Origin of the sequence: Aeromonas sp. A600620 (assembly GCF_029479985.1) — a bacterium.
Taxonomy (GTDB): Bacteria; Pseudomonadota; Gammaproteobacteria; order Enterobacterales; family Aeromonadaceae; genus Aeromonas; species Aeromonas veronii_A.
Window position 1 is genome coordinate 112,439 of the sequence record NZ_JAAKXB010000012.1, and the last position, 18,950, is coordinate 131,388.

At 55.4% G+C, this 18,950-nt stretch carries 14 protein-coding genes, 3 tRNA genes and 1 pseudogene; 12 read left to right on the forward strand and 6 right to left on the reverse strand.

Features of this window, described 5'->3' with window-relative positions:
• Positions 1 to 116: 116 nt before the first annotated feature.
• Positions 117 to 1,148, forward strand: coding sequence for a LacI family DNA-binding transcriptional regulator (locus tag G5533_RS15200; protein WP_421207031.1), 1,032 nt, complete (start codon positions 117 to 119; stop codon positions 1,146 to 1,148).
• A gap of 145 nt (positions 1,149 to 1,293) precedes the next feature.
• On the opposite strand, the gene G5533_RS15205 is transcribed toward G5533_RS15200, so the two are convergent.
• Positions 1,294 to 1,713, reverse strand: coding sequence for a GNAT family N-acetyltransferase (locus tag G5533_RS15205; protein ID WP_421207032.1), 420 nt, complete (start codon positions 1,711 to 1,713; stop codon positions 1,294 to 1,296).
• Positions 1,714 to 1,809: 96 nt separating this feature from the next.
• Entirely contained in the window at positions 1,810 to 3,831 is a 2,022-nt protein-coding gene (locus G5533_RS15210) for an alpha-glucosidase (protein ID WP_421207033.1), read from the reverse strand.
• Positions 3,832 to 4,120: 289 nt separating this feature from the next.
• Between G5533_RS15210 and G5533_RS15215 the strand changes: the two genes are divergently transcribed.
• The 9 genes from G5533_RS15215 to G5533_RS15255 all read left to right on the forward strand — a co-directional run bounded on the left by G5533_RS15215 (position 4,121) and on the right by G5533_RS15255 (position 13,879).
• Positions 4,121 to 5,509, forward strand: coding sequence for a glycoside-pentoside-hexuronide (GPH):cation symporter (locus tag G5533_RS15215; protein ID WP_421207035.1), 1,389 nt, complete (start codon positions 4,121 to 4,123; stop codon positions 5,507 to 5,509).
• Between the two features lie 62 nt (positions 5,510 to 5,571).
• Positions 5,572 to 7,029, forward strand: coding sequence for a glycoside-pentoside-hexuronide (GPH):cation symporter (locus tag G5533_RS15220; protein WP_216953426.1), 1,458 nt, complete (start codon positions 5,572 to 5,574; stop codon positions 7,027 to 7,029).
• Between the two features lie 64 nt (positions 7,030 to 7,093).
• Positions 7,094 to 8,848, forward strand: a complete 1,755-nt coding sequence (araD, locus tag G5533_RS15225) for an L-arabinonate dehydratase (RefSeq protein WP_441254989.1) — start codon at positions 7,094 to 7,096, stop codon at positions 8,846 to 8,848.
• An 11-nt stretch (positions 8,849 to 8,859) separates the two neighbouring features.
• Positions 8,860 to 9,648 (forward strand): HpcH/HpaI aldolase family protein, encoded by a 789-nt coding sequence (locus tag G5533_RS15230; protein ID WP_216978945.1) that lies wholly within the window; start codon positions 8,860 to 8,862, stop codon positions 9,646 to 9,648.
• On the forward strand, positions 9,648 to 10,541 hold the full coding sequence (locus tag G5533_RS15235; protein WP_441254991.1) for an aldose 1-epimerase: 894 nt from the start codon (positions 9,648 to 9,650) through the stop codon (positions 10,539 to 10,541). The genes G5533_RS15230 and G5533_RS15235 overlap by 1 nt, the downstream gene beginning before the upstream one ends.
• Complete coding sequence (locus tag G5533_RS15240; RefSeq protein ID WP_216978947.1) at positions 10,534 to 11,421, forward strand: SMP-30/gluconolactonase/LRE family protein; 888 nt, start codon at positions 10,534 to 10,536, stop codon at positions 11,419 to 11,421. Before G5533_RS15235 ends, G5533_RS15240 begins: the two co-directional genes overlap by 8 nt.
• A complete protein-coding gene (locus G5533_RS15245; RefSeq protein ID WP_441254993.1) occupies positions 11,418 to 12,284 on the forward strand; it encodes an NAD(P)-dependent oxidoreductase in 867 nt (288 codons plus the stop codon). Before G5533_RS15240 ends, G5533_RS15245 begins: the two co-directional genes overlap by 4 nt.
• A 95-nt stretch (positions 12,285 to 12,379) precedes the next feature.
• Positions 12,380 to 13,069 carry a porin OmpL gene (ompL, locus tag G5533_RS15250; protein WP_216953422.1) on the forward strand — a complete coding sequence of 230 codons (690 nt, stop codon included), beginning with the start codon at positions 12,380 to 12,382 and terminating at the stop codon, positions 13,067 to 13,069.
• Between the two features lie 42 nt (positions 13,070 to 13,111).
• Entirely contained in the window at positions 13,112 to 13,879 is a 768-nt protein-coding gene (locus G5533_RS15255) for an SDR family NAD(P)-dependent oxidoreductase (RefSeq protein ID WP_441254995.1), read from the forward strand.
• 360 nt (positions 13,880 to 14,239) lie between these two features.
• Here G5533_RS15255 and G5533_RS15260 read toward each other — a convergent pair.
• Positions 14,240 to 14,327: transfer RNA gene (locus G5533_RS15260), tRNA-Ser, on the reverse strand.
• A 183-nt stretch (positions 14,328 to 14,510) separates the two neighbouring features.
• Positions 14,511 to 16,247 carry a C4-dicarboxylic acid transporter DauA gene (gene dauA / locus G5533_RS15265; RefSeq protein ID WP_441254996.1) on the reverse strand — a complete coding sequence of 579 codons (1,737 nt, stop codon included), beginning with the start codon at positions 16,245 to 16,247 and terminating at the stop codon, positions 14,511 to 14,513.
• A gap of 487 nt (positions 16,248 to 16,734) precedes the next feature.
• Here dauA and G5533_RS15270 point away from each other — a divergent pair.
• Together G5533_RS15270 and G5533_RS15275 are read left to right on the forward strand one after the other, a co-directional pair.
• Positions 16,735 to 16,810: transfer RNA gene (locus G5533_RS15270), tRNA-Asn, on the forward strand.
• Positions 16,811 to 16,812: 2 nt separating this feature from the next.
• Positions 16,813 to 16,888 (forward strand) — tRNA-Asn (locus tag G5533_RS15275).
• Positions 16,889 to 17,090: 202 nt separating this feature from the next.
• Here G5533_RS15275 and umuC read toward each other — a convergent pair.
• Together umuC and umuD are read right to left on the reverse strand one after the other, a co-directional pair.
• Positions 17,091 to 18,350, reverse strand: a complete 1,260-nt coding sequence (umuC, locus tag G5533_RS15280) for a translesion error-prone DNA polymerase V subunit UmuC (protein ID WP_227342628.1) — start codon at positions 18,348 to 18,350, stop codon at positions 17,091 to 17,093.
• A pseudogene (gene umuD, locus G5533_RS15285) lies at positions 18,331 to 18,773 on the reverse strand (translesion error-prone DNA polymerase V autoproteolytic subunit). Before umuD ends, umuC begins: the two are co-directional and overlap by 20 nt.
• Between the last annotated feature and the right edge of the window lie 177 nt (positions 18,774 to 18,950).

Consider the following 18,950-nt stretch of genomic DNA (forward strand, 5'->3'; position numbering starts at 1 on the left):
TTATTTAAGCCTTATTTTTTATACACTTAAATACATGTCGGGAGATTATTGGATGGCTTTTCCCTCAGATAACGAAGGATGTCGAGCCGAGTAAAACCAATCAGGAAGCAGAACACGTGTCCTCGAGAAGCAAACAAACCGTCAAGCTTGATGATGTCGCGGCCTTGGCCAAGGTGTCCCCCTCGACAGTCTCACTTTATGTACGTCATCCAGACAAGGTAAAAGCCAATACCGGCCATAAAATTCAGCGTGCCATTGATGAATTGGGTTATGTGCACAACAAAATTGCCAGTCAGTTTACTGCCGGGCGAAGCTCGGCAATGGCAATTATCGTTCCTTCCATTTCCAATATTACCTTTAGTACCTTTGTCCAGCAGATTGAACATATCGTGAGTGATGCAGGTTTTCAGCTCTATATCGCATCTCATGATCACTCAATGGAAAAAGAGGAGCAGCAGATCCGCTCCATTTTACAATGGTCTCCTGCCGCCATAACCCTCACTGGCGCGAAGCACAGTGATACTACGATTCGTATGCTGGAGCACAGTGCGGTGCCTGTGGTTCAAGCATGGCAAATCGGTGAAGCCAGTCCGTTTGTCGCGCAGGTCGGTATAGATCATTTTCAGGTGGGTTACGATGCCGCATCTTACCTGATACGCTCCGGCTGCCATAAAATTGCCTATTTCACGACCCGTTTTAACGATGACGTGCGTGCGCAGAGCCGCTACAGCGGCTTTTGCCAGGCACTTGAGACGGCGGGTATGGATCCCTTGTTGGTCGAAATCCCTTACAGCGACAATATTTACCCCGCCACACGCGAACTACTCATCAAGACACTGCTCAAAGAGCGCAAACTCGACGGCATTTTTGCATCAAACGATACCATTGGTACTGCATTGCTGATGGAGGCGATTGCACGCAATATCCCGGTACCAGAGCAACTATCTATCATCGGGTTTGGCGATTTTCCAGGCAGCGGCTATCTGGCCCCCGTGACCTTGTCCAGTATCAATATCAATATTCACTCTGTTGCCAGCCAAGCTGCATCTATGATGTTGCGGATGGCTCGCGATCCCGATTATAAAGGCGAGATCATTGATGCCGGATTTGACTTGATCCCCAGACAGAGTACCCGGTTTGTTTTGTGACCAAGCCAATATAGTCACACCATGAACCATCACAAAACCATGGCCTTGATAAATAGCCCATAAAGATAAATGCCCCCCATGTATCTACCAGAACACTATCCATTGCGTCAGATATTTTTAAGCAGGGCACCAGTCACTGCCAGCGCTACAAGATTTTGGTTAAGTAATATCGCTGATGAAACACCGGGCACTTTTCCAACGTCATCACGACGGAATAACCCCTCGCTTGGTAAAAAGGCTTTGCTTGAAAACTAAAAGTATCGAGCTGTGAAAAACGGCAGCCGCGCTCTAGGGCAGCCTGCTCCATTGCTGCCAATAACCGGCCTCCTACACCGCGCCCCCGCAGGCTACTGGCCACCCACAGATACTCGATATAGAGCCAGTTACCGTAGGTATGGCCACTGCATCCTCCGGCACGACGCATCTGCTCATCCTGATAGAAGATGGCAAGTGGGCGACGTATCTGTTCACCGACAAACTCACGATTGGTTTTGATCAGGTTGTCTCGTAAAAAATCGATGTCGTCCTGGCTGGGGTTTTGCACAACGTCAAGAGTGTCAATCATGCTGCTCTGCTCCTCTGGTGAAACATAATGGCCGTGAACATTGTCACGGCCATGGGTTATCTGGGTCGCATCCTCTATGGCGAACGCCGGTGCGATTTACGCCAGATCCTTTAGCTCGGCAAACAGCGAAGCCCAGGGACTTTTGGCACGATAGAACACCGGGGGCTGGCCAATCGGTGCAGGCAGAGTGACCCGCTGGCCCCCTGTAAAGCGTTGGCCGCTCCAGACATGCGTCCACTGCTCACCTGCAGGCAGGTAAGTTGTCCACTCACGCACATCCCCTTGGTGAACCGGTGCCACCAGCAACTCTGACCCATAGAGGTATTGATCCTGTATGACGTAGGTCTCGGGATCATGTTCAAAATGCAGCATCAGGGCACGTTGAACCGGATACCCTTTCTCGGCCGCTTCATCCACCAGGCTACGCAAGTAAGGAGTCAGGTGGCAATAAACTCGGGTCATCCGGGCAAAATGCGCCAACGTGCTGCCATCCTGGTCAAACTGGAAATTCTCATCAGGGCGGTTACCTTCGTGGGTACGCATGACTGGGGTAAAGGCAGCCATTTCAACCCAGCGGTCAAACAGCTCCTTGGTTCGACGGTTGCCAAACAGTGAGGTGTAGCCACCGATATCCGAGTGGTGATACGCGTTCCCCAACATACCGGAGGAGAGCGCCCCCGAGATCACCGTAACCAGACCGTCGTGACGGCTGAAATCGACACATTGATCGCCTGCCCACAGTAGCGGGCAGTATTGCTGCACCCCGGTGTAACCGGCTCGCATAAAGAAAAGGGCATCACCGGTTTGGCCGTTCATCGCGATCGCTTCTGCGTTGCACTGGGCCCACAGAGTCGGCCAGGCATTGTGCATCAGCTTGGCATCGACACCGTTGTGCAGGTAGATGTTATCGGTCGGCAGGTACTCGCCAAAGTCAGCCATCCACCCCTTGATCCCCATGTCCAGCATGTTTTTACGCAGCACGGTATCACGGAACCAGGCCATGGCGTCTGGATTGGTAAAGTCGACACAGCCGCAATAGAATTCGCCAAAGTCGACCAGCGCAACTTGACCATCCTTGTCCAGCGCCATATAGCCGAACTCTTTGGCGATTGGAAACAGCTTGCCATCTTCACACAGGTAGGGGTTGACGTAGGCCATGAACTCGATGCCCTGGTCATTGAGCGCCTTGATCCTGGCGGGCAGATTGGGGTAGCGATCCTGATGGTGCTGCCAATCCCAGTCCCAGAACAGGCGCTTGCCAAACGAGGTGACCCGCAAGCCGCACCAGTCTTCACTCCACAGACCCGAAACCTTGATACCATGGTCAAGGGCGTTTTCCAGACGACTGAAGGTATTGACCTCCCCCCCCTTCAGACCAAGGATCGCCCCCTTGTAAACCCACTCCGGCAACCTGGGCTGGCGGCCAAACCGGGCAGACAGTTTTTCGATAATGCCCAGATAGCTCTCTGCGGTGCGCAACTCGATGGCCTGCGGGATCGCCCACACTTGCAGCTCATGAAACCCTTCGTGACGAAAATCGAAATCGGCATAAGCGGTGGTGTCGATATGGCAGCTGTATTTGCGAGAGGAGACAAACGTGGGTTGCGGATAGTTGGTGTGGTAGTAATCCCCACCGGCTTTGCCCATCACATCGGCTTTCCATTTGATCTCGCTGTGGGGATGGCGACCAACACCGGGCTCTGAGGTCCACAACGGAAAGTGACGGCCACGCAAATCAAAATAGGACATCTGCTCGCCACAACCCCAGACATGCTCTTTACGTTCGGCCGGCAATCTGACCCAAAAGCGGTTATATGCCTCGTCCAGTATGGTCGGATAAAGCATCACATCATCGCCATCACACACCACAGCCACCTGTAGCAAAGCCGGGGTCAAGGCATTCGGGGCAAAAACGAACAGGTTGTTGTCAACCTGTTCGATATGAGTCAATGCGACGCGAGACTCGATATAGTCTTCGATATCAAAATTGCCGCGATAAATTTCCATTTTTTCCCGGCCCTTACCTATATAAAACGCCGGGGCATCCGCTTGATGAGAAAATAACAACTGCTGCTGGTGCTGAATCGTTAACGCCTGTGACGAAAATTCGAGTTGCATTGCATAAGCTCCTGTTTAGTCGGGCCATCCCCGCTTGCTCGCAAACACAATAATAGCGCTACGATTTCATTTCAATCGCGTAAAACCCAAACAGCGATCTCGATCACCAATCAACACTCGCCACACGAAAACGTTTGGCTCGTTTGCAAACACCATTTGTAAGAGAATCCTTAACCACCAGCGCAATCTCTCGATCTGGATCCCACTTTTTAACAATCACCCTTGCGCCCGCAATCGCATCGCTACGATTATTGTCGTGCCGGATGGGTTCCACACTATGGAGAATAAAATGGTTGTTCAGGCGCATATCGAAAGCAGACTGCCTTTTAGGGAAAAACTTGCCTATGGCGTCGGCGATTTTGGTTACAACTTTGTATTGAATATCACCACCCTCTACCTGCTTAAATTTCTGACCGATGTAGCAGGTATCAATGCGGCGTGGGCAGGCGTCATCTTTTTGGTGGCGAAAGTGTTCACCGGCTTCACCGACCTGGGCACCGGCATTTTCCTCGACACACGCAAGAGCTTCGGACCTCGCGGCAAGTTTCGTCCGATGCTGCTCTGGACCATAGTGCCCCTGTTTGTCTGCAATATGTTGCTGTTTTGCAATTTTGAGCTCAACAGCGAGACCAAGACCACCCTGTTCATCGTCTGCTTTATGGCCTTTGGCCTGTTCTTTAGCTTGGGCAATGCCAGCTATGGCGCCATGGTGCCCTCTATGACCAAAAATGTTCAGGATCGCGCAGAGCTGGCAGCATGGCGTCAGGGCGGAGCCAACACCGGCCTGTTGTTAGCCACCGTCGGTTTCATGCCCATCGCCATGTTGTTTGAATCCCAGGAGACCGGCTACATGGTGGCAGCCCTGGCCTACACCTCGGTCGGCTTGGCGGCGGTGCTCTTTTGCTACCTCAACGTCAAAGAACACCACACCATCATAGGTAATGACCCTGACCAGATAGTCGAGAAGCCCACCATCAAGGAGGGGCTCAAGGCGGTACTCAAGAACAACCAGTTGCTGGTGCTGGCAGTAGCCAACCTGCTGACCCTCTCCGCATTCAACGTCAAACTCACCGTGCAGGTCTTCTACGCCCAGTACATTCTGGGTGATGTCTCCATGGTCTCTTACATGAGCTTTGTCAGCATGGGGTGCATCTACCTCGGGGTGTTGTCTGTGCCTGCGCTGGTACGTCGCTTTGGCAAAAAACCTGTCTATCTGGCCGGATTGTGCCTGTGGATCTCCGGCGACATTGCCAACTACCTGTTCGGTGGCACCGTCATGAGTTACGTGCTGTTCACCTCGCTGGCGTTCTTTGGCACCTCTTTCGTCAACAGCCTTAACTGGGCGTTTGTCTCAGATACCGTTGAGTACGGTGAGTGGAAAACCGGTACCCGTACCGAAGGCTTGGTCTACTGCGGCATGACCTTCTTTAGAAAGTGTTCGCAAGCTATCGCAGGGTTCGTCCCCGGGTTTGCTCTGGCACTGGTTGGCTACATGCCCAATGTGGAGCAAACCGATGCCGCCAAAGCCGGGATCACCGGACTGATTTTCATCTACCCGGCAAGCCTGGCCATCGTAACGGCACTGGTGATGGCCCTCTTCTACACCCTCAACGAGCAGCGCTATCAAGAGATCATCGCCAGCCTTGGTGCCCGCCGTGTGGCGACCACCCAAAGCTGACTCTCATGCAACTGGCAGCGGCGTGCTGGCTACGCTGTTGCTCTCTTCAAGGATGTGATCCCATGACATATCGCAATGTGGCAAGTGACCGTCTGGCATGGCAGGAAAAGATGGCCTACGGAGTGGGTGATCTCGGCTATAACTTCCTGCTCAACTGCACAACTCTCTATTTGCTGATCTTCCTGACCGATGTGGCAGCCATTCCGGCAGCATGGGCCGGAGCAATCTTTCTGGTTTCGAAGTTCTTTACCGCCTGCACCGATCTGGTGACCGGCAGCGTGCTGGATAATCGTTCCGAGCTCGGCCCCAGAGGTAAATTTCGCCCCTTCCTGCTCTGGACCATAGTGCCACTGGCTCTTATCAACACCGCCCTGTTTACCAGCGTTGAGCTCCCGGTCATCGCTAAAACAGTACTGTTTACCCTGCTGTTCATGATGTTTGGTGCCTTTTACAGTTTTGGCAATGCCTCCTATGGCGCCATGGTCCCGGCCCTCACCAAGCGACTCCAGGACCGAGCCGAGCTCGCCGCCTGGCGCCAGGGCGGAGCCAATACCGGATTACTGCTCTGCTCGGTGGGGTTCATGCCGCTGGTATTGCTGTTTGACAAACCACAGGTCGGCTATAGCGTTGCGGTACTGATTTATTCGGTCATGGGGGCAGCAGCAGTACTCTTTTGCTACAGCAGAGTTCGTGAACGCCATGTGCTGCCATCGGTTGTCAACGAATCGGGGTTTTCGGCAGTACAAACCAACGCACGGGCCGTGCTGGCAAACCGTCCGCTGGGCATCCTGGCGCTGGCCAATCTGCTGACGCTAGCAGCGTTCAACACCAAGCTGATTGTTCAGGTTTTTTACGCCCAATATGTGATTGGCGACGTATCGATGATCGCCTACATGAGCTTCATCAGCATAGGGTGTATCTACCTGGGTGTATTGCTGGTCCCCTTTGCCGTGCACCGTTTTGGCAAACTGCCTGTCTATCTGGCCGGCATTGGCGTGTGGATATGCGGTGACCTGCTCAACTACCTCTACAGCGAGAGTGCTCTCGATTACATCCTCTTCACCTCCCTGGCCCTGTGGGGATCCGCTTTCGTCAACAGTCTCAACTGGGCGTTCATCTCTGACACCGTCGAGTATGGGGAATGGAAAACCGGCATCCGCACCGAGGGGCTGGTCTACTGCAGTCTGACCTTCTGCCGCAAATGCTCGGCCGCGCTTGCGGGCCTCATTCCCGGGCTGGTGCTGGCATGGTCAGGCTATGTTCCCAACGCGACGCAAAGCACCGAGACCCAAAGCAGCATCGCCAATCTGATGTTTCTCTACCCGATCTGCGCCCTGATTTGCGCTGCAGCCTTGATGTTGCTGTTCTACCCGCTCACTGATGCCCGCTATCAACAGATCGTCCGGGAGCTGGCACAACGCCATGCCCTTGCTTCTCCCCGGAGACCCCATCACCGGATAAATGAGCAATCTACTCCATCGCCTGACAGCCATCCTCTTCGCGCAGGTCAGAACGGCTGAATTTAACATACTGTTTTTATTGAATTAATCCTTAATCAAATCAGACAAAGAGAGCGCTATTCCTATGTCATTCAACAGTGAAAACCTGGCCAAGCTCGATATCTCGGCGCTGCGTAGCCAACGCTGGTATGCCCCCGACACCATCCGTGCCTTCGCTCACCGTCAGCGCAGTCAGCAAAGTGGCTTGAACCGCGACGAATTCATGGGCAAGCCCGTGATCGGGATCATCAATACCTGGAGTGAAATGAGCCCCTGCCATAGCCACCTGCGTGAGCGCGCCGAGGCCGTCAAGCGAGCCGTCTGGGCCGCGGGAGGCTACCCCGTTGAATTGCCCGCGCTGTCGGTCGGGGAAGTATTGGTCAAGCCGACCACCATGCTCTATCGCAACTTTCTTGCGATGGAGGCAGAAGAGCTGCTGCGCCAGCATCCGATCGATGGGGCCGTGCTGCTCGGCGGTTGCGACAAATCCACGCCAGCCCTGCTGATGGGCGCCATTTCGATGGACTTGCCAGTGATCTTCTGCCCCGCAGGCCCCATGTCGAGCGGCAAATGGCGCGGTCATGTCACCGGTGCCGGTACCCATACCAAGAAGTTCTGGGATCAATTACGCTTGGGGGCCATTACCCAGCATGACTGGATCGAACTGGAGGGGGCGATGACTCGCTCCATCGGCACCTGCAATACCATGGGCACGGCATCCACCATGACCTCCATCGCCGATGCCATGGGCTTTATGTTGCCGGGGGCCAGCTCCATCCCCGCCGCTGACTCGCGACACGTCCAGATGGCAGCCCAATGCGGCCAAATCATCGTCGACATGGTGTGGCATGATCACACACCTTCCCGCTGGCTGACCCGAGCCAACTTCCTCAATGGCGTAGTAGCCTACATGGCGCTCGGCGGCTCCACCAATGCCGCGATCCACATGATTGCGATGGCCAACCGGGCGGGCATCAACCTCACTCTGGAAGACATGGAGTCGGTGGCACGGGAAGTCCCTGTGCTGGCCAATCTGTTTCCCTCTGGTGATCAGTTGATGGAGGAGTTCTTCTTCGCCGGCGGTCTGATGGCCCAGCTGAAAAAGGTGGAGTCATTCCTCCACCTCGATGCGATCGGGGTCACCAATCGTCCCGTTGCACAGTGGATTGCCAACGCGACCTGTTATGACGACAACGTGATCCGCTCGCTAGATAACCCTGTGGTACCGCTCTCCCGTGGATGTGCATTGACAGTATTGCGCGGCAATCTGTGCCCCAACGGGGCTGTGATGAAATCATCTGCCGCCAAACCCGAACTGCGCCACCACAAGGGCCCTGCCATCGTCTTCGACAGCCATCAAGAGCTCTCGGATCGCATCGATGACCCCGCCCTGGAGGTAACCAAGGAATCAGTGATTATCCTGCGCAATGCCGGCCCGGTCGGCGCGCCGGGCATGCCGGAGTGGGGCAACCTGCCGATCCCGAAAAAGCTGCTGCAACAAGGCGTCACCGACATGGTGCGGATTAGCGATGCCCGCATGTCCGGTACTCACTATGGCACCTGTATCCTGCACGTTGCCCCTGAAGCGGCCATTGGTGGCCCACTGGCACTGGTACGTACCGGTGACCTCATCGAGCTCGATATCGCCAATGGCCGCCTCAACATGCTGGTCAGTGATGAAGAGCTGGCCGAGCGCCGCCGCACGCTCAAACCGGTACACAAAGTTTATGAACGCTCTTATGCCGCACTCTATCAACAACATGTGACCCAGGCCGATCAGGGCTGTGACTTCGATTTCCTCCAGGCTGGCAGCAAAGTGCCCGAGCCCCCGATTTTCTAAAGGAGCAAACAATGAATCCGTTCAAACTTGCGATTACTCAAGGTCCACGCCCACTGGGCACCTGGATGATGACTGGCAGCGATACGGTGGCGGAAGCCATGGCGACTGTCGGTTTCGATTTCTTGGTGCTGGACCAGGAACATGTGCCGGTCGATAGCCTGGATGCGATCCGTATCGATCGCGCCATTCGTGCCAGCAACCCGGCCACCACCCCACTCTACCGCCTGGCCTGGAACGACACTGTGTTGATCAAACGGGCGCTTGATGGCGGTGCAACGTCGCTGATGGTGCCGTTTGTCAACAGTGCAGCAGAAGCCCGCAAAGCGGTAGAGGCGGCCTACTACCCTCCCCTAGGCAAACGCGGCTTTGCCGCGGTGCATCGTGCGTCCGGTTACGGTGCCGAACCCGAATTCGTGCGTAAAGCCCGGGAAGAGCTCTGCCTTATCCTGCAAATTGAGACCCCTGACGCCATTGATGCCATGGAAGAGATGGCCATTGAAGGAGTGACCGGCTTCTTTATCGGCCCCGGCGATATGAGCGCAGCCATGGGCCATATTGGCAATCCCTCTCACCCCGAGGTGCAAGCCAAGATCCGTGAAGGGCTGGAGAAGTGCCAGCGCTTGGGATTGCCTTGCGGGATCGTCGGTGGCAACCCCGAGCTGGTGAACAAATATCAAGAGATGGGTTTTAGCTTCGTGGCGCTCGGCTCCGACATGAGTTACCTGCTGGCTCGCGCCCGTGAACAGCTCGCCGCGATCCGGGGGGAACGTCTGAGCATATCCGGTGGCGAGGTTTACTGATGAAGAGGCTTCACCGCCAAAGCGGCCCGCTTGATCTGGAGCTCATCCCCGAGCTTGGTGGCGCTATCGGCAAACTGACCTGGCATGGCAGGGAGATCTTGCGCTCCCTGCCCGATGGTCAGAGCGTCACAGTCAACCAGGGGGGCTGTTTTCCCCTGGTACCTTACTCCAACCGTATTGCTCATGGACGGTTTCACTTCGCCGGATATGATTACGCCCTGCTGCGTAACTTTGGCGATCATCCCCACTCAATTCATGGCAACGGCTGGCAGCAGCCATGGCAAGAAGGGGATGCAGATGATGACTCTGTCGTGCTGACCCTGCACCATGACGCACAGGGAGCATCCGCGGCGCAATGGCCCTGGCCTTATCGGGCAACTCAGCGCTTCACCCTGCAAGAGAATGCGCTGCATATCATACTCACTTACCACAATCTGGCCGATCACGCTGTCCCGGCTGGGCTGGGCTTTCACCCCTATTTTCCCCGTGCGGCGCACGCCGAGATCCAGTTCGACGCAGGCGGTGTGGTACTCAACGACCACAAGTCCCTGCCCACTGGTCTCGCGCCACTACCGACCCAATGGAACTATCGCACTTGGCGCAAACCTGAACCCGCCAGTGTCGATAACTGCTTCCATCACTGGAGTGGCTGTGCACGGGTGCGCTGGCCAGATGAGAAGCTGATGGTGACCCTGAGCTCACCCGATGCGCCTCACGCCATCCTGTTTCTGCCGCCCGCCGATCGTGACTTCATCGCCATCGAGCCGGTTTCTCATATCAATGATGCCATCAACAACGGTGGCTTTGGTGACCCTGCGCTGGCCATGGCCACTGTGCCAGCCAATGGGCAGTTGCAGATCTCCATGCTGCTTGAGGTTTCTCACTATGCCTAATCCTGCTCTGCTACTTGCCGACTACCGCGGCCATCTGCCCGAGTGCCCGACCTGGAGCACTGATGAACAGGCGCTCTACTGGACCGATATTCTCGAGCGTTGCCTGCACCGCTATCACCCCGAAAGCGGCGCCATGACGACAATCCCCTTCCCCGAAGAAGTGGGCTGTTTTGCCCTGCGCGAACAGGGTGGCTTTATCGCAGCGATGCGCACCGGGATCTATCTGTGTGATCAACACGGGCAAATTGAGCGTAAAGTCGCCGATAACCCCAATAACCCAGCGCTGGCACGTTTTAATGATGGCGGTACCGATCAGGCGGGTCGTTTCTATGCGGGCACTTACTGGAGCCCACGAGATTACAACGGCGCCCTGCTATGCCGGGTTGATGCCGAGCTGCAGATGTCGGTGATCCAGTGCGACATTCTGGGAGCCAATGGCTTGGCATTCAGCCCAGACATGCGCTGGATGTACACCACTGATACCCCCAACCGCCGCCTTTATCGCACTCCGTTGGCCCGCGACGGTTCACTCGGTCAACGGCAACTGCTGCGCGAGTTTGCAGCCCGCGCCGACGAAGGGCGCCCGGATGGGGCTGCAATCGATGTCGAAGGATGCTACTGGAGCGCCCTGTTTGATGGCCATCGTATCGCCCGCTTCTCTGCAGAGGGGGTATTGCTGGCCGAATATCCCTTGCCGGTACGTTGCCCCACCATGGTCTGTTTTGGTGGTGAAGACATGAAGACCCTCTTCATCACCACCACTCGCGAAAATATGGACGCCGCCGAACTGGCAGCACGTCCGCTCTCAGGTGCGCTGTTCAGCATGCGTGTTGACATCGCCGGTCTTGCTAAACCCACATTTAAGGAAAACAACAGATGAAAACTATTGGCTTTATCGGTCTTGGTCTGATGGGCGAAGCGATGTCAAAGAACATCGTCAAAAAATTTGATGGCAATGTGTTGGTATTCGATATCAATCTGGAGGCTGTCGCCCGGGTGGTCGATGCAGGGGCCATCGCCTCCCCTTCCATTGCCAGGTTGGCAGCCGATGCGGATGTGATCATCTCCATGGTACCGCGCTCCGAACACGTCAAAGCGGTCTATACCGAACTGCTGCCACACCTTGGCCCCGGCAAGATCACCATCGACATGTCCACCATTGACCCGGCCGTGTCAATCGCCTTATCCCGCCAGGTAGCAGAAACCGGTGCCGTGATGCTCGATGCGCCCGTGGTCAAATCGGTCCCTGCCGCCGTGGCTGCCGAGCTCGGGATCTACATAGGTGGCGACCTGTCCGCCTACAAAAAGGTCAAGCCGTTGCTGGCCATGATGGGCAGCAACCAGATCCACCTGGGGGGCAACGGCCGTGGTTTGATCATGAAGGTGCTGCACAACACCTTGGTCGCCCAAATTCAGAACAGTGTCAACGAAATGCTGGCCACCGCCGCTCATTTCGGCATCGATAAAGAGAGCTTCAACACCGCCGTCTCTTACGGTGGCGGCAGCAACTTCTATCTGACCAGCAAGATAGGTGCCCTGATCGCCGAGAACTACAACACTGTCTTCTCGCTGGAGAACATGGCCAAAGATATCGGCATTATGAAGAACCTCATGGGCGAAGAAGCGCTGACCCTGCCCGGAGTCGAATTGGTGAATAACATTTACCAGCAAGGCCTGAATAACGGTTTGGGCAGTGAGGATTTCTGTGCCACTTATAAGTTGGTAAAGCAAAACATTCAATAGCCGGCTGATAAAAACCATCGCATGAGGTAATTAATTTACCTCATGCCAATCGCTGCACGATTTAATATCAATTTACCATTGGCGAGTCAATCACTATGCGTATCCACCCCAAAATATGCTTAATCCCTCTTATATGCTGCAACGCAGCTTTCGCGGGCGGTTATTTTGAAAGCCGTGAGGCATTTAACTTTGCTACCGACCAACATGAGTTATTGTTGCGACTCGGCTATAACTGGGAATCTGGTGCGGGTATTATGGCCAGCAATGCGTATAATACCGATAAACTAGACAAGCTAAAGCACAGTTATAACGAAATTGAAGGGTGGTATCCGCTATTAAATTTAACCACCAAACTCTCGGTCAATGCCGGTGGTTTGGTTAACTCCTCTAGCTCTGGCTCTGGTGGCTCTGCGTATCTGGATGGAAAGTACAACTTTACCGATAACTTTTCCGTTATTGCACGATACCGTTACAATCATCAAAATTATCTAACTACGGATCTTGATGGTTATGGCGATAATAACGATACCAATGAATACGCACTGTATATTGTCAATAAAATAACGCCAGCTTTGACCCATACTTTTGAATCGCACTATTTTTCTCGCGTTAATAATTTCAACAGTGCTAATGGGAAAGATCATCACTGGGAGCTAACCAGTCAAACCCGCTATCGAATCAATCCACAATGGATGCCTTATCTGGAATTACAGTGGTACGATAGAAATATTGCCTATGATGCAGAGGCATACCGGATCCGTATTGGTGTTAAATACTTTTTCTAATGTTGCCAGATGAATTCAATCTATGACTCACGGAGAGCAGTTATGAACTATTCCCAGCAAGTACAATATCACTCTATTGCCGGCAAGGTCGCCGTTATTACAGGTGGCGCCAGTGGCATTGGCGAAGAGTTGGTGCGCGCATTTGTCAGCCAAGGAGCCAAAGTCGCCTTCCTCGATTTTGATAAATCAGCAGGCGAAGCACTCGCGCATGAGCTCGGCTGCCTGTTTCTGTTTTGCGATGTCACCGACCTGACTCTGCTCAAAGCGTGTTTTACGACCATTGAACAACAGCTGGGCAGTGTCGATATCCTGATCAACAACGCGGGCAGCGATGATCACCATAAAATTGAGGATCTGACCGAGGAGTATTTCGAAAACCGCATCAATATCAATCTGCGTCACCAGTTGTTTGCGATCCAAGCCGTGCTGCCAGGCATGGAGCAAAAAGGGAGCGGCAGCATCATCAATATGGGCTCCATCAACTGGATGCGGGGCCGCCCCGGGAGAGTCTGCTACTCCCTGTCAAAAGCCGCCATCCATGGTTTTACCCGTACCCTGGCGCAGGAGTTGGGCGCGAGAGGCATTCGGGTTAACAGCCTGGTACCAGGCGCAATCCGCACCCCCAAACAGGATGCGATGTGGGCGCAACTCGACCCTGCCACGGTGAACCAGTTTGTCGAACTGCAAGCTCTCAAATTCCGTCTCGATGGCTCACATTGTGCTCGCATGGCCCTCTTCCTGGGTTCTGACGAATCCAATGGCTGTACCGGCCAAGATTTCATTGTTGATGCAGGGCTTACTCTGAACTAGGGCTCTGTCCCAAGGCTGTCTGCTTGAAATGATGAGGTTTGAGCAATATCTGGCTGGCATGGCATTCAACCATGCCGGGCAATCCAGAAGAGGCAAATGCTGCAGATATTGCTTGTTTTTATAGATACGCGCTTGGCTAGATGGGACAGGTCTCGATGCAAATGGGGAAAACGCCATTAATCCGAGCAAGAGTGGTCTCCATGACCCTCTCTTACATCTGAGGGTACCGGAAGAAGATCCCACCATCTTCAGAATGATGCGATCAACTGATATGCAAACCACCAACAGTTGAGATAGTCGGGGCGCATAATAAATCATGCATAAAGAAAAACCCCTGCTCTAAAGCAGGGGTTTACTGTTTGGCGGTGAGGGAGGGATTCGAACCCTCGATACGTTGCCGTATACACACTTTCCAGGCGTGCTCCTTCAGCCACTCGGACACCTCACCAAATTTTTGCTCACTGTTTTATGTGCTTGAGCTGCACATTCGCTGGCGGACCATGCCGCGGCGACGGGGCGTAATGTAAGGGATACGATGGCTTTTGGTCAATGCAATTTTTTACTTTTTGCGTTCGTTTGCTCAATATACGAACCAAGTGACTAAAAATATGCCGTTTCGTATCCCTTTCAATCAATTTACTGCCGCTTCGTGCAAATGTTCACCTTTGAGCGCCTCTTCCAGCGAGCCGTAAAATTCCAGCTTGCCGGGCTGCGGCCGCACCTTGGCACGGGCCAGGGTCTTGAGCGGTTGGAACTGCAACTCGGCCACCCGCAACTCGACACCGGCTTTAGCCATCTGCTTGCCAAAGTGGAGGAAGGCAGACAGGCCGCCCGCATCGAGGATGGAAACCGCCTCCATCTGCAACACCAGCACCTTGTGCCCTTTCACTTGTGATTCCAGCTCGGCAAAGACCCGTTCGGCCGCTGCGAAGAAGAGCGGGCCGTTGATCTTGTAGAGCAGGCCGTTGTCCGGCACCTCGCGGGCATAGCGTTTGTGCTCGGCCAAATCGTGCAGTTTGGTCATCTTGGCGATTTCGCGCATAAAGAGCAGGGAGGCCAGGATCACCCCGAAGGTGATGGCGATGACCATGTCGAAAATGACGGTGAGTGACAGGCAGACCAGCAGCACCAGCACATCGGATTTGGGGGCGCGACGGATCAGCTCCACCACCTTGTGCGCTTCACTCATGTTCCAGGCCACGATGAGCAGCAAGGCAGCCATGGCCGAAAGCGGCAACCAGGAGAGCCAGGGGGCCAGCACCAGAATGGCGGCCAGCACCACCAGCGCATGAACAATCCCCGAGATAGGGGACGTAGCACCGGCACGCACGTTGGCGGCAGAGCGGGCGATGGCAGCGGTAGCGGTAATGCCGCCAAAGAAGGGGGCGAAGATGTTGCCAAGCCCCTGCCCCACCAGCTCGGCGTTGGAGCTGTGTTTGCGACCGGTCATGCCATCGAGCACCACGGCGCAGAGCAGCGATTCGATCGCCCCCAGCATCGCCATGGAGAAGGCGGCAGGCAGCAGCCGCTCAACAGCCGCCAGGTTCCATTCAACTGGCAAGCCATCAGGTCCGGGCAAGGCCCAGGGCATCACCAGGGTCGGCGCGATGGGCGGGATCCCCATCCCTTGGGTGCCGTCGGCCAGGGTATAGCTGAACTTGCTGCCGATGGTGGCCACATCCACCCCAAAGTAATGGAGGCCAAAACCCAGACCTACCCCGACCAGCACCGCGGGCAAGTGGCCGGGCACCGGCAGACGCAGGCGTGGCCAGAGCAGCAGCACGGCCAGCGTTGCGACCCCCACCAGGGTATCGCCCCACTGCCAGCTTGGCAGGGCGGCGGCCAGCGCCTCGACCTTGCCCAGATAGGTATCCGGCATCTCGGGCACGCTTAGGCCAAAGAAGTCCTTGATCTGCAAGGTGGCGATCACGATGGCGATACCACCGGTAAAGCCCAGCGTCACTGACGGGGGAATGTACTCGATAAGGCGGCCAAGACGGGCCATCCCCATCGCCACCAGAAAGAGGCCGGAGATGAGCGTCGCCATCAACAGACCACCGACCCCGAACTGCTGGGCGACCGGATAGAGGATCACTACAAAGGCAGCGGTCGGGCCGGAGATGGAGTAGCGGGAGCCACCGGTCACGGCGATCACGATTCCAGCAATGATGGCGGTATAGAGACCGTGTTGCGGCGGCACACCGCTGGCGATGGCCAGTGCCATGGCGAGCGGGATGGCGATGATGCCCACCGTCACACCGGCGATAAGATCACGGCCGAAGCGGGCCATGCTATAGGGTTCATCAATACAGGACTGGCGTAAGGCTATGGCGAGCTTCACGCTATTTAAAGAGGCTTGCTTGTGCATGTATATCGTAATACCAGAAGAGGGAGATAAAGGCCGGAGAGATCCGGCGCCCGATCATCATCAAGGGCCGGCAGGGCTGTCGACGCGGCGATGGTATCCTGCGTAACCTTACTCCAGACGGGCCATTTTTTCGATGGGCAGGATCAATGAAAAGCACTCTGCCCCATGATTTGGCCCATTTACCGCCAAATCGCCGATCTTGACTCCAGCTCTCCCCCTTTTAGCCACAAAGATTACCATTTGAGCCTCACCTGGTTACCAGCACGTTCGCGACATCATGCTGTCATCATCAGGTTGATGCGAACCGAACCAATGCCCCCTGCGCCGGTTGGGGGGAGCGATGGCAAGGGACTGATTGTGCTGAAAATAAACCGCAAAGCGCAACTTTTGGGCAAACAATCCGAAAATCCGGTTTTCGAGAAATTCGCGGGTTGACACCCGCCGCCCTGGTCATTAATATTCGCCCCGCCTTAACGAGACAGGCAATTCCTCCTTAGTTCAGTCGGTAGAACGGCGGACTGTTAATCCGTATGTCACTGGTTCAAGTCCAGTAGGAGGAGCCAATTCCCTCGTAGTTCAGTCGGTAGAACGGCGGACTGTTAATCCGTATGTCACAGGTTCAAGTCCTGTCGAGGGAGCCACATTTGAAGCCCAGTTTTCGAACTGGGCTTTTTCATATCCATCTCTCCATTGTTTCAAGCTGAGCCAGCTACCCCTCACCGCTTGCTCTGCCACATTCCCCTCGCAGTGAACGATCCACTCTCCCTGTTTTCTCTCAACTCAAATTCGACTAACTTCCAAAACGTCCTACTACAGCCAAGTAGCAGGTTCCTTGTGCCTTGGTTACCTAGCCACCGGCAGGTCCTCCCAGCGGGTGGTGTAACAGGGGCTCAGGTGCTCTTGTCGCATCATCCACTCAGGCGACCCCGTGCCTTGGCTGGCAAAACCTACGCGCCCCAATCCCTTGGCTTTGATCTGGTCCATCACTGCCATCAGCGCATCTGATTGAGCGGAGGACGGGGCAAACAGATCGGCCTGTTGCTGCCCCTTGGGGGTGAACTCACTCAGCATGACGCCCCCCTTCTGATAGCGGTAACCGTCGCGCCAAATCTGCGGTAGAAGCACGTTCACTTGCTGCAGCAGCAACCGGGTATCATCGCTAGGGCAGACCAGCCGGACGCCAGCCTGCTCACTGTAGTAAGGCGCTCGTTCGTCAAAGGGGCTGGTTCGCACGAACAGGTGCACCCGCTGGCAACACATCCCCTCGGCCCGCAGCTTCTCGGCTGCGCGAGCCATAAAGCCTGACAACGCTTGAGCCATTTCTCCACGGTCAGTCACGCGCTCACCAAAGGAACGGCTCGAGAGGATCTGCTGCTTCGCCGCCGGTTCAACGGTCAGCTCTGCGCAAGGCAGGCCACGCAGCTCCTGTACGATCCGCTCGACCACCACGCCGTATTGGGTGCGTAACCCTTTGGCGTCGCTAGCCACCAGGTCAGCAACGGTATTGATACCTTGTGCCACCAACTTGGCCCCCAAGCGCCGTCCTATGCCCCACACCTCGTCCACCGGGGTGATAGCCATCAGCCGGGCACGGCGCAGCTCGTCACGCAAGTCCACGACGCCGCCAGTGGCAGGCCACTTCTTGGCTGCATAATTGGCCAGCTTGGCGAGGGTCTTGGTGGGGCCGATCCCGACCCCTACCGTTAGGCCGGTCCACTGCCACACTCGCTGCCGGATCTGTTGTCCATAGGCTGTCAGGTCCCCGGCAAACGACTCCGACAACGCCATGAACGCTTCATCGATGGAGTAGACCTCAAGCTCAGGGGCCATGGTCTCCAACGTGCTCATCACCCTGCCAGACATATCGCCGTAGAGCGCGTAGTTGGAGCTGAATGCCACACCGCCATGCGCCTCGAACTGCTCGCGGATCTTGAAGTAGGGCCCGGCCATCTTGATACCCAGCGCCTTGGCTTCGGGGCTGCGCGACACCACGCATCCATCGTTGTTGGAGAGCACCACGATCGGGCGGCCACGCAGCTCAGGGCGAAACAGCCGCTCACAGCTGGCGTAGAAGTTGTTTACATCAACGAGCGCTATAGCCATCACGCTGCCTCAGATTGCCAATCACATGGGTGACCACTCCGAACAACTCCAGGGAGAGGCTCATACAAGGGTCGATAGGCGCGAACGCCGGATTGGCTGGCAACAACCGCAACCTTGGCTTGAGCTGCAAGGTCTTTACCGTGAAGCCGCCATCGAGTAGTGCAATCACCACATCACCATGGCGCGGGGTGAGGCTCTTATCGACCACCAGCAAGTCACCGGGAAAGATGCCGACCCCGGTCATGCTCTCCCCCTCGGCACGCAGATAGAAGGTTGCTGCAGGGTGGCCACGCAGTGGGTGTTGAGGTCCAACTTCCCTTCCAGATAGTCGCTGGCTGGGCTGGGAAAGCCGCAAGAGGCGCGGTGCAAGAACAGCGGGATGGTCACCTCGGCGGGTGATGGGTCTGGGGTTAACAGCTTCATGGCAAAACACCTGTATTTATATACAGCCATTATAGCGCACCACCTTTGAACCAGCGCAAGTCCTCATCCACAGATGCATGAATCACACGCACACTCACAGTTCCAATGCTTCCACCAACAAAAGGGCATAGCAGGAAAAGCTCACCGCGTGCTAATTTTTGCTTTCTGGCTAGGAAC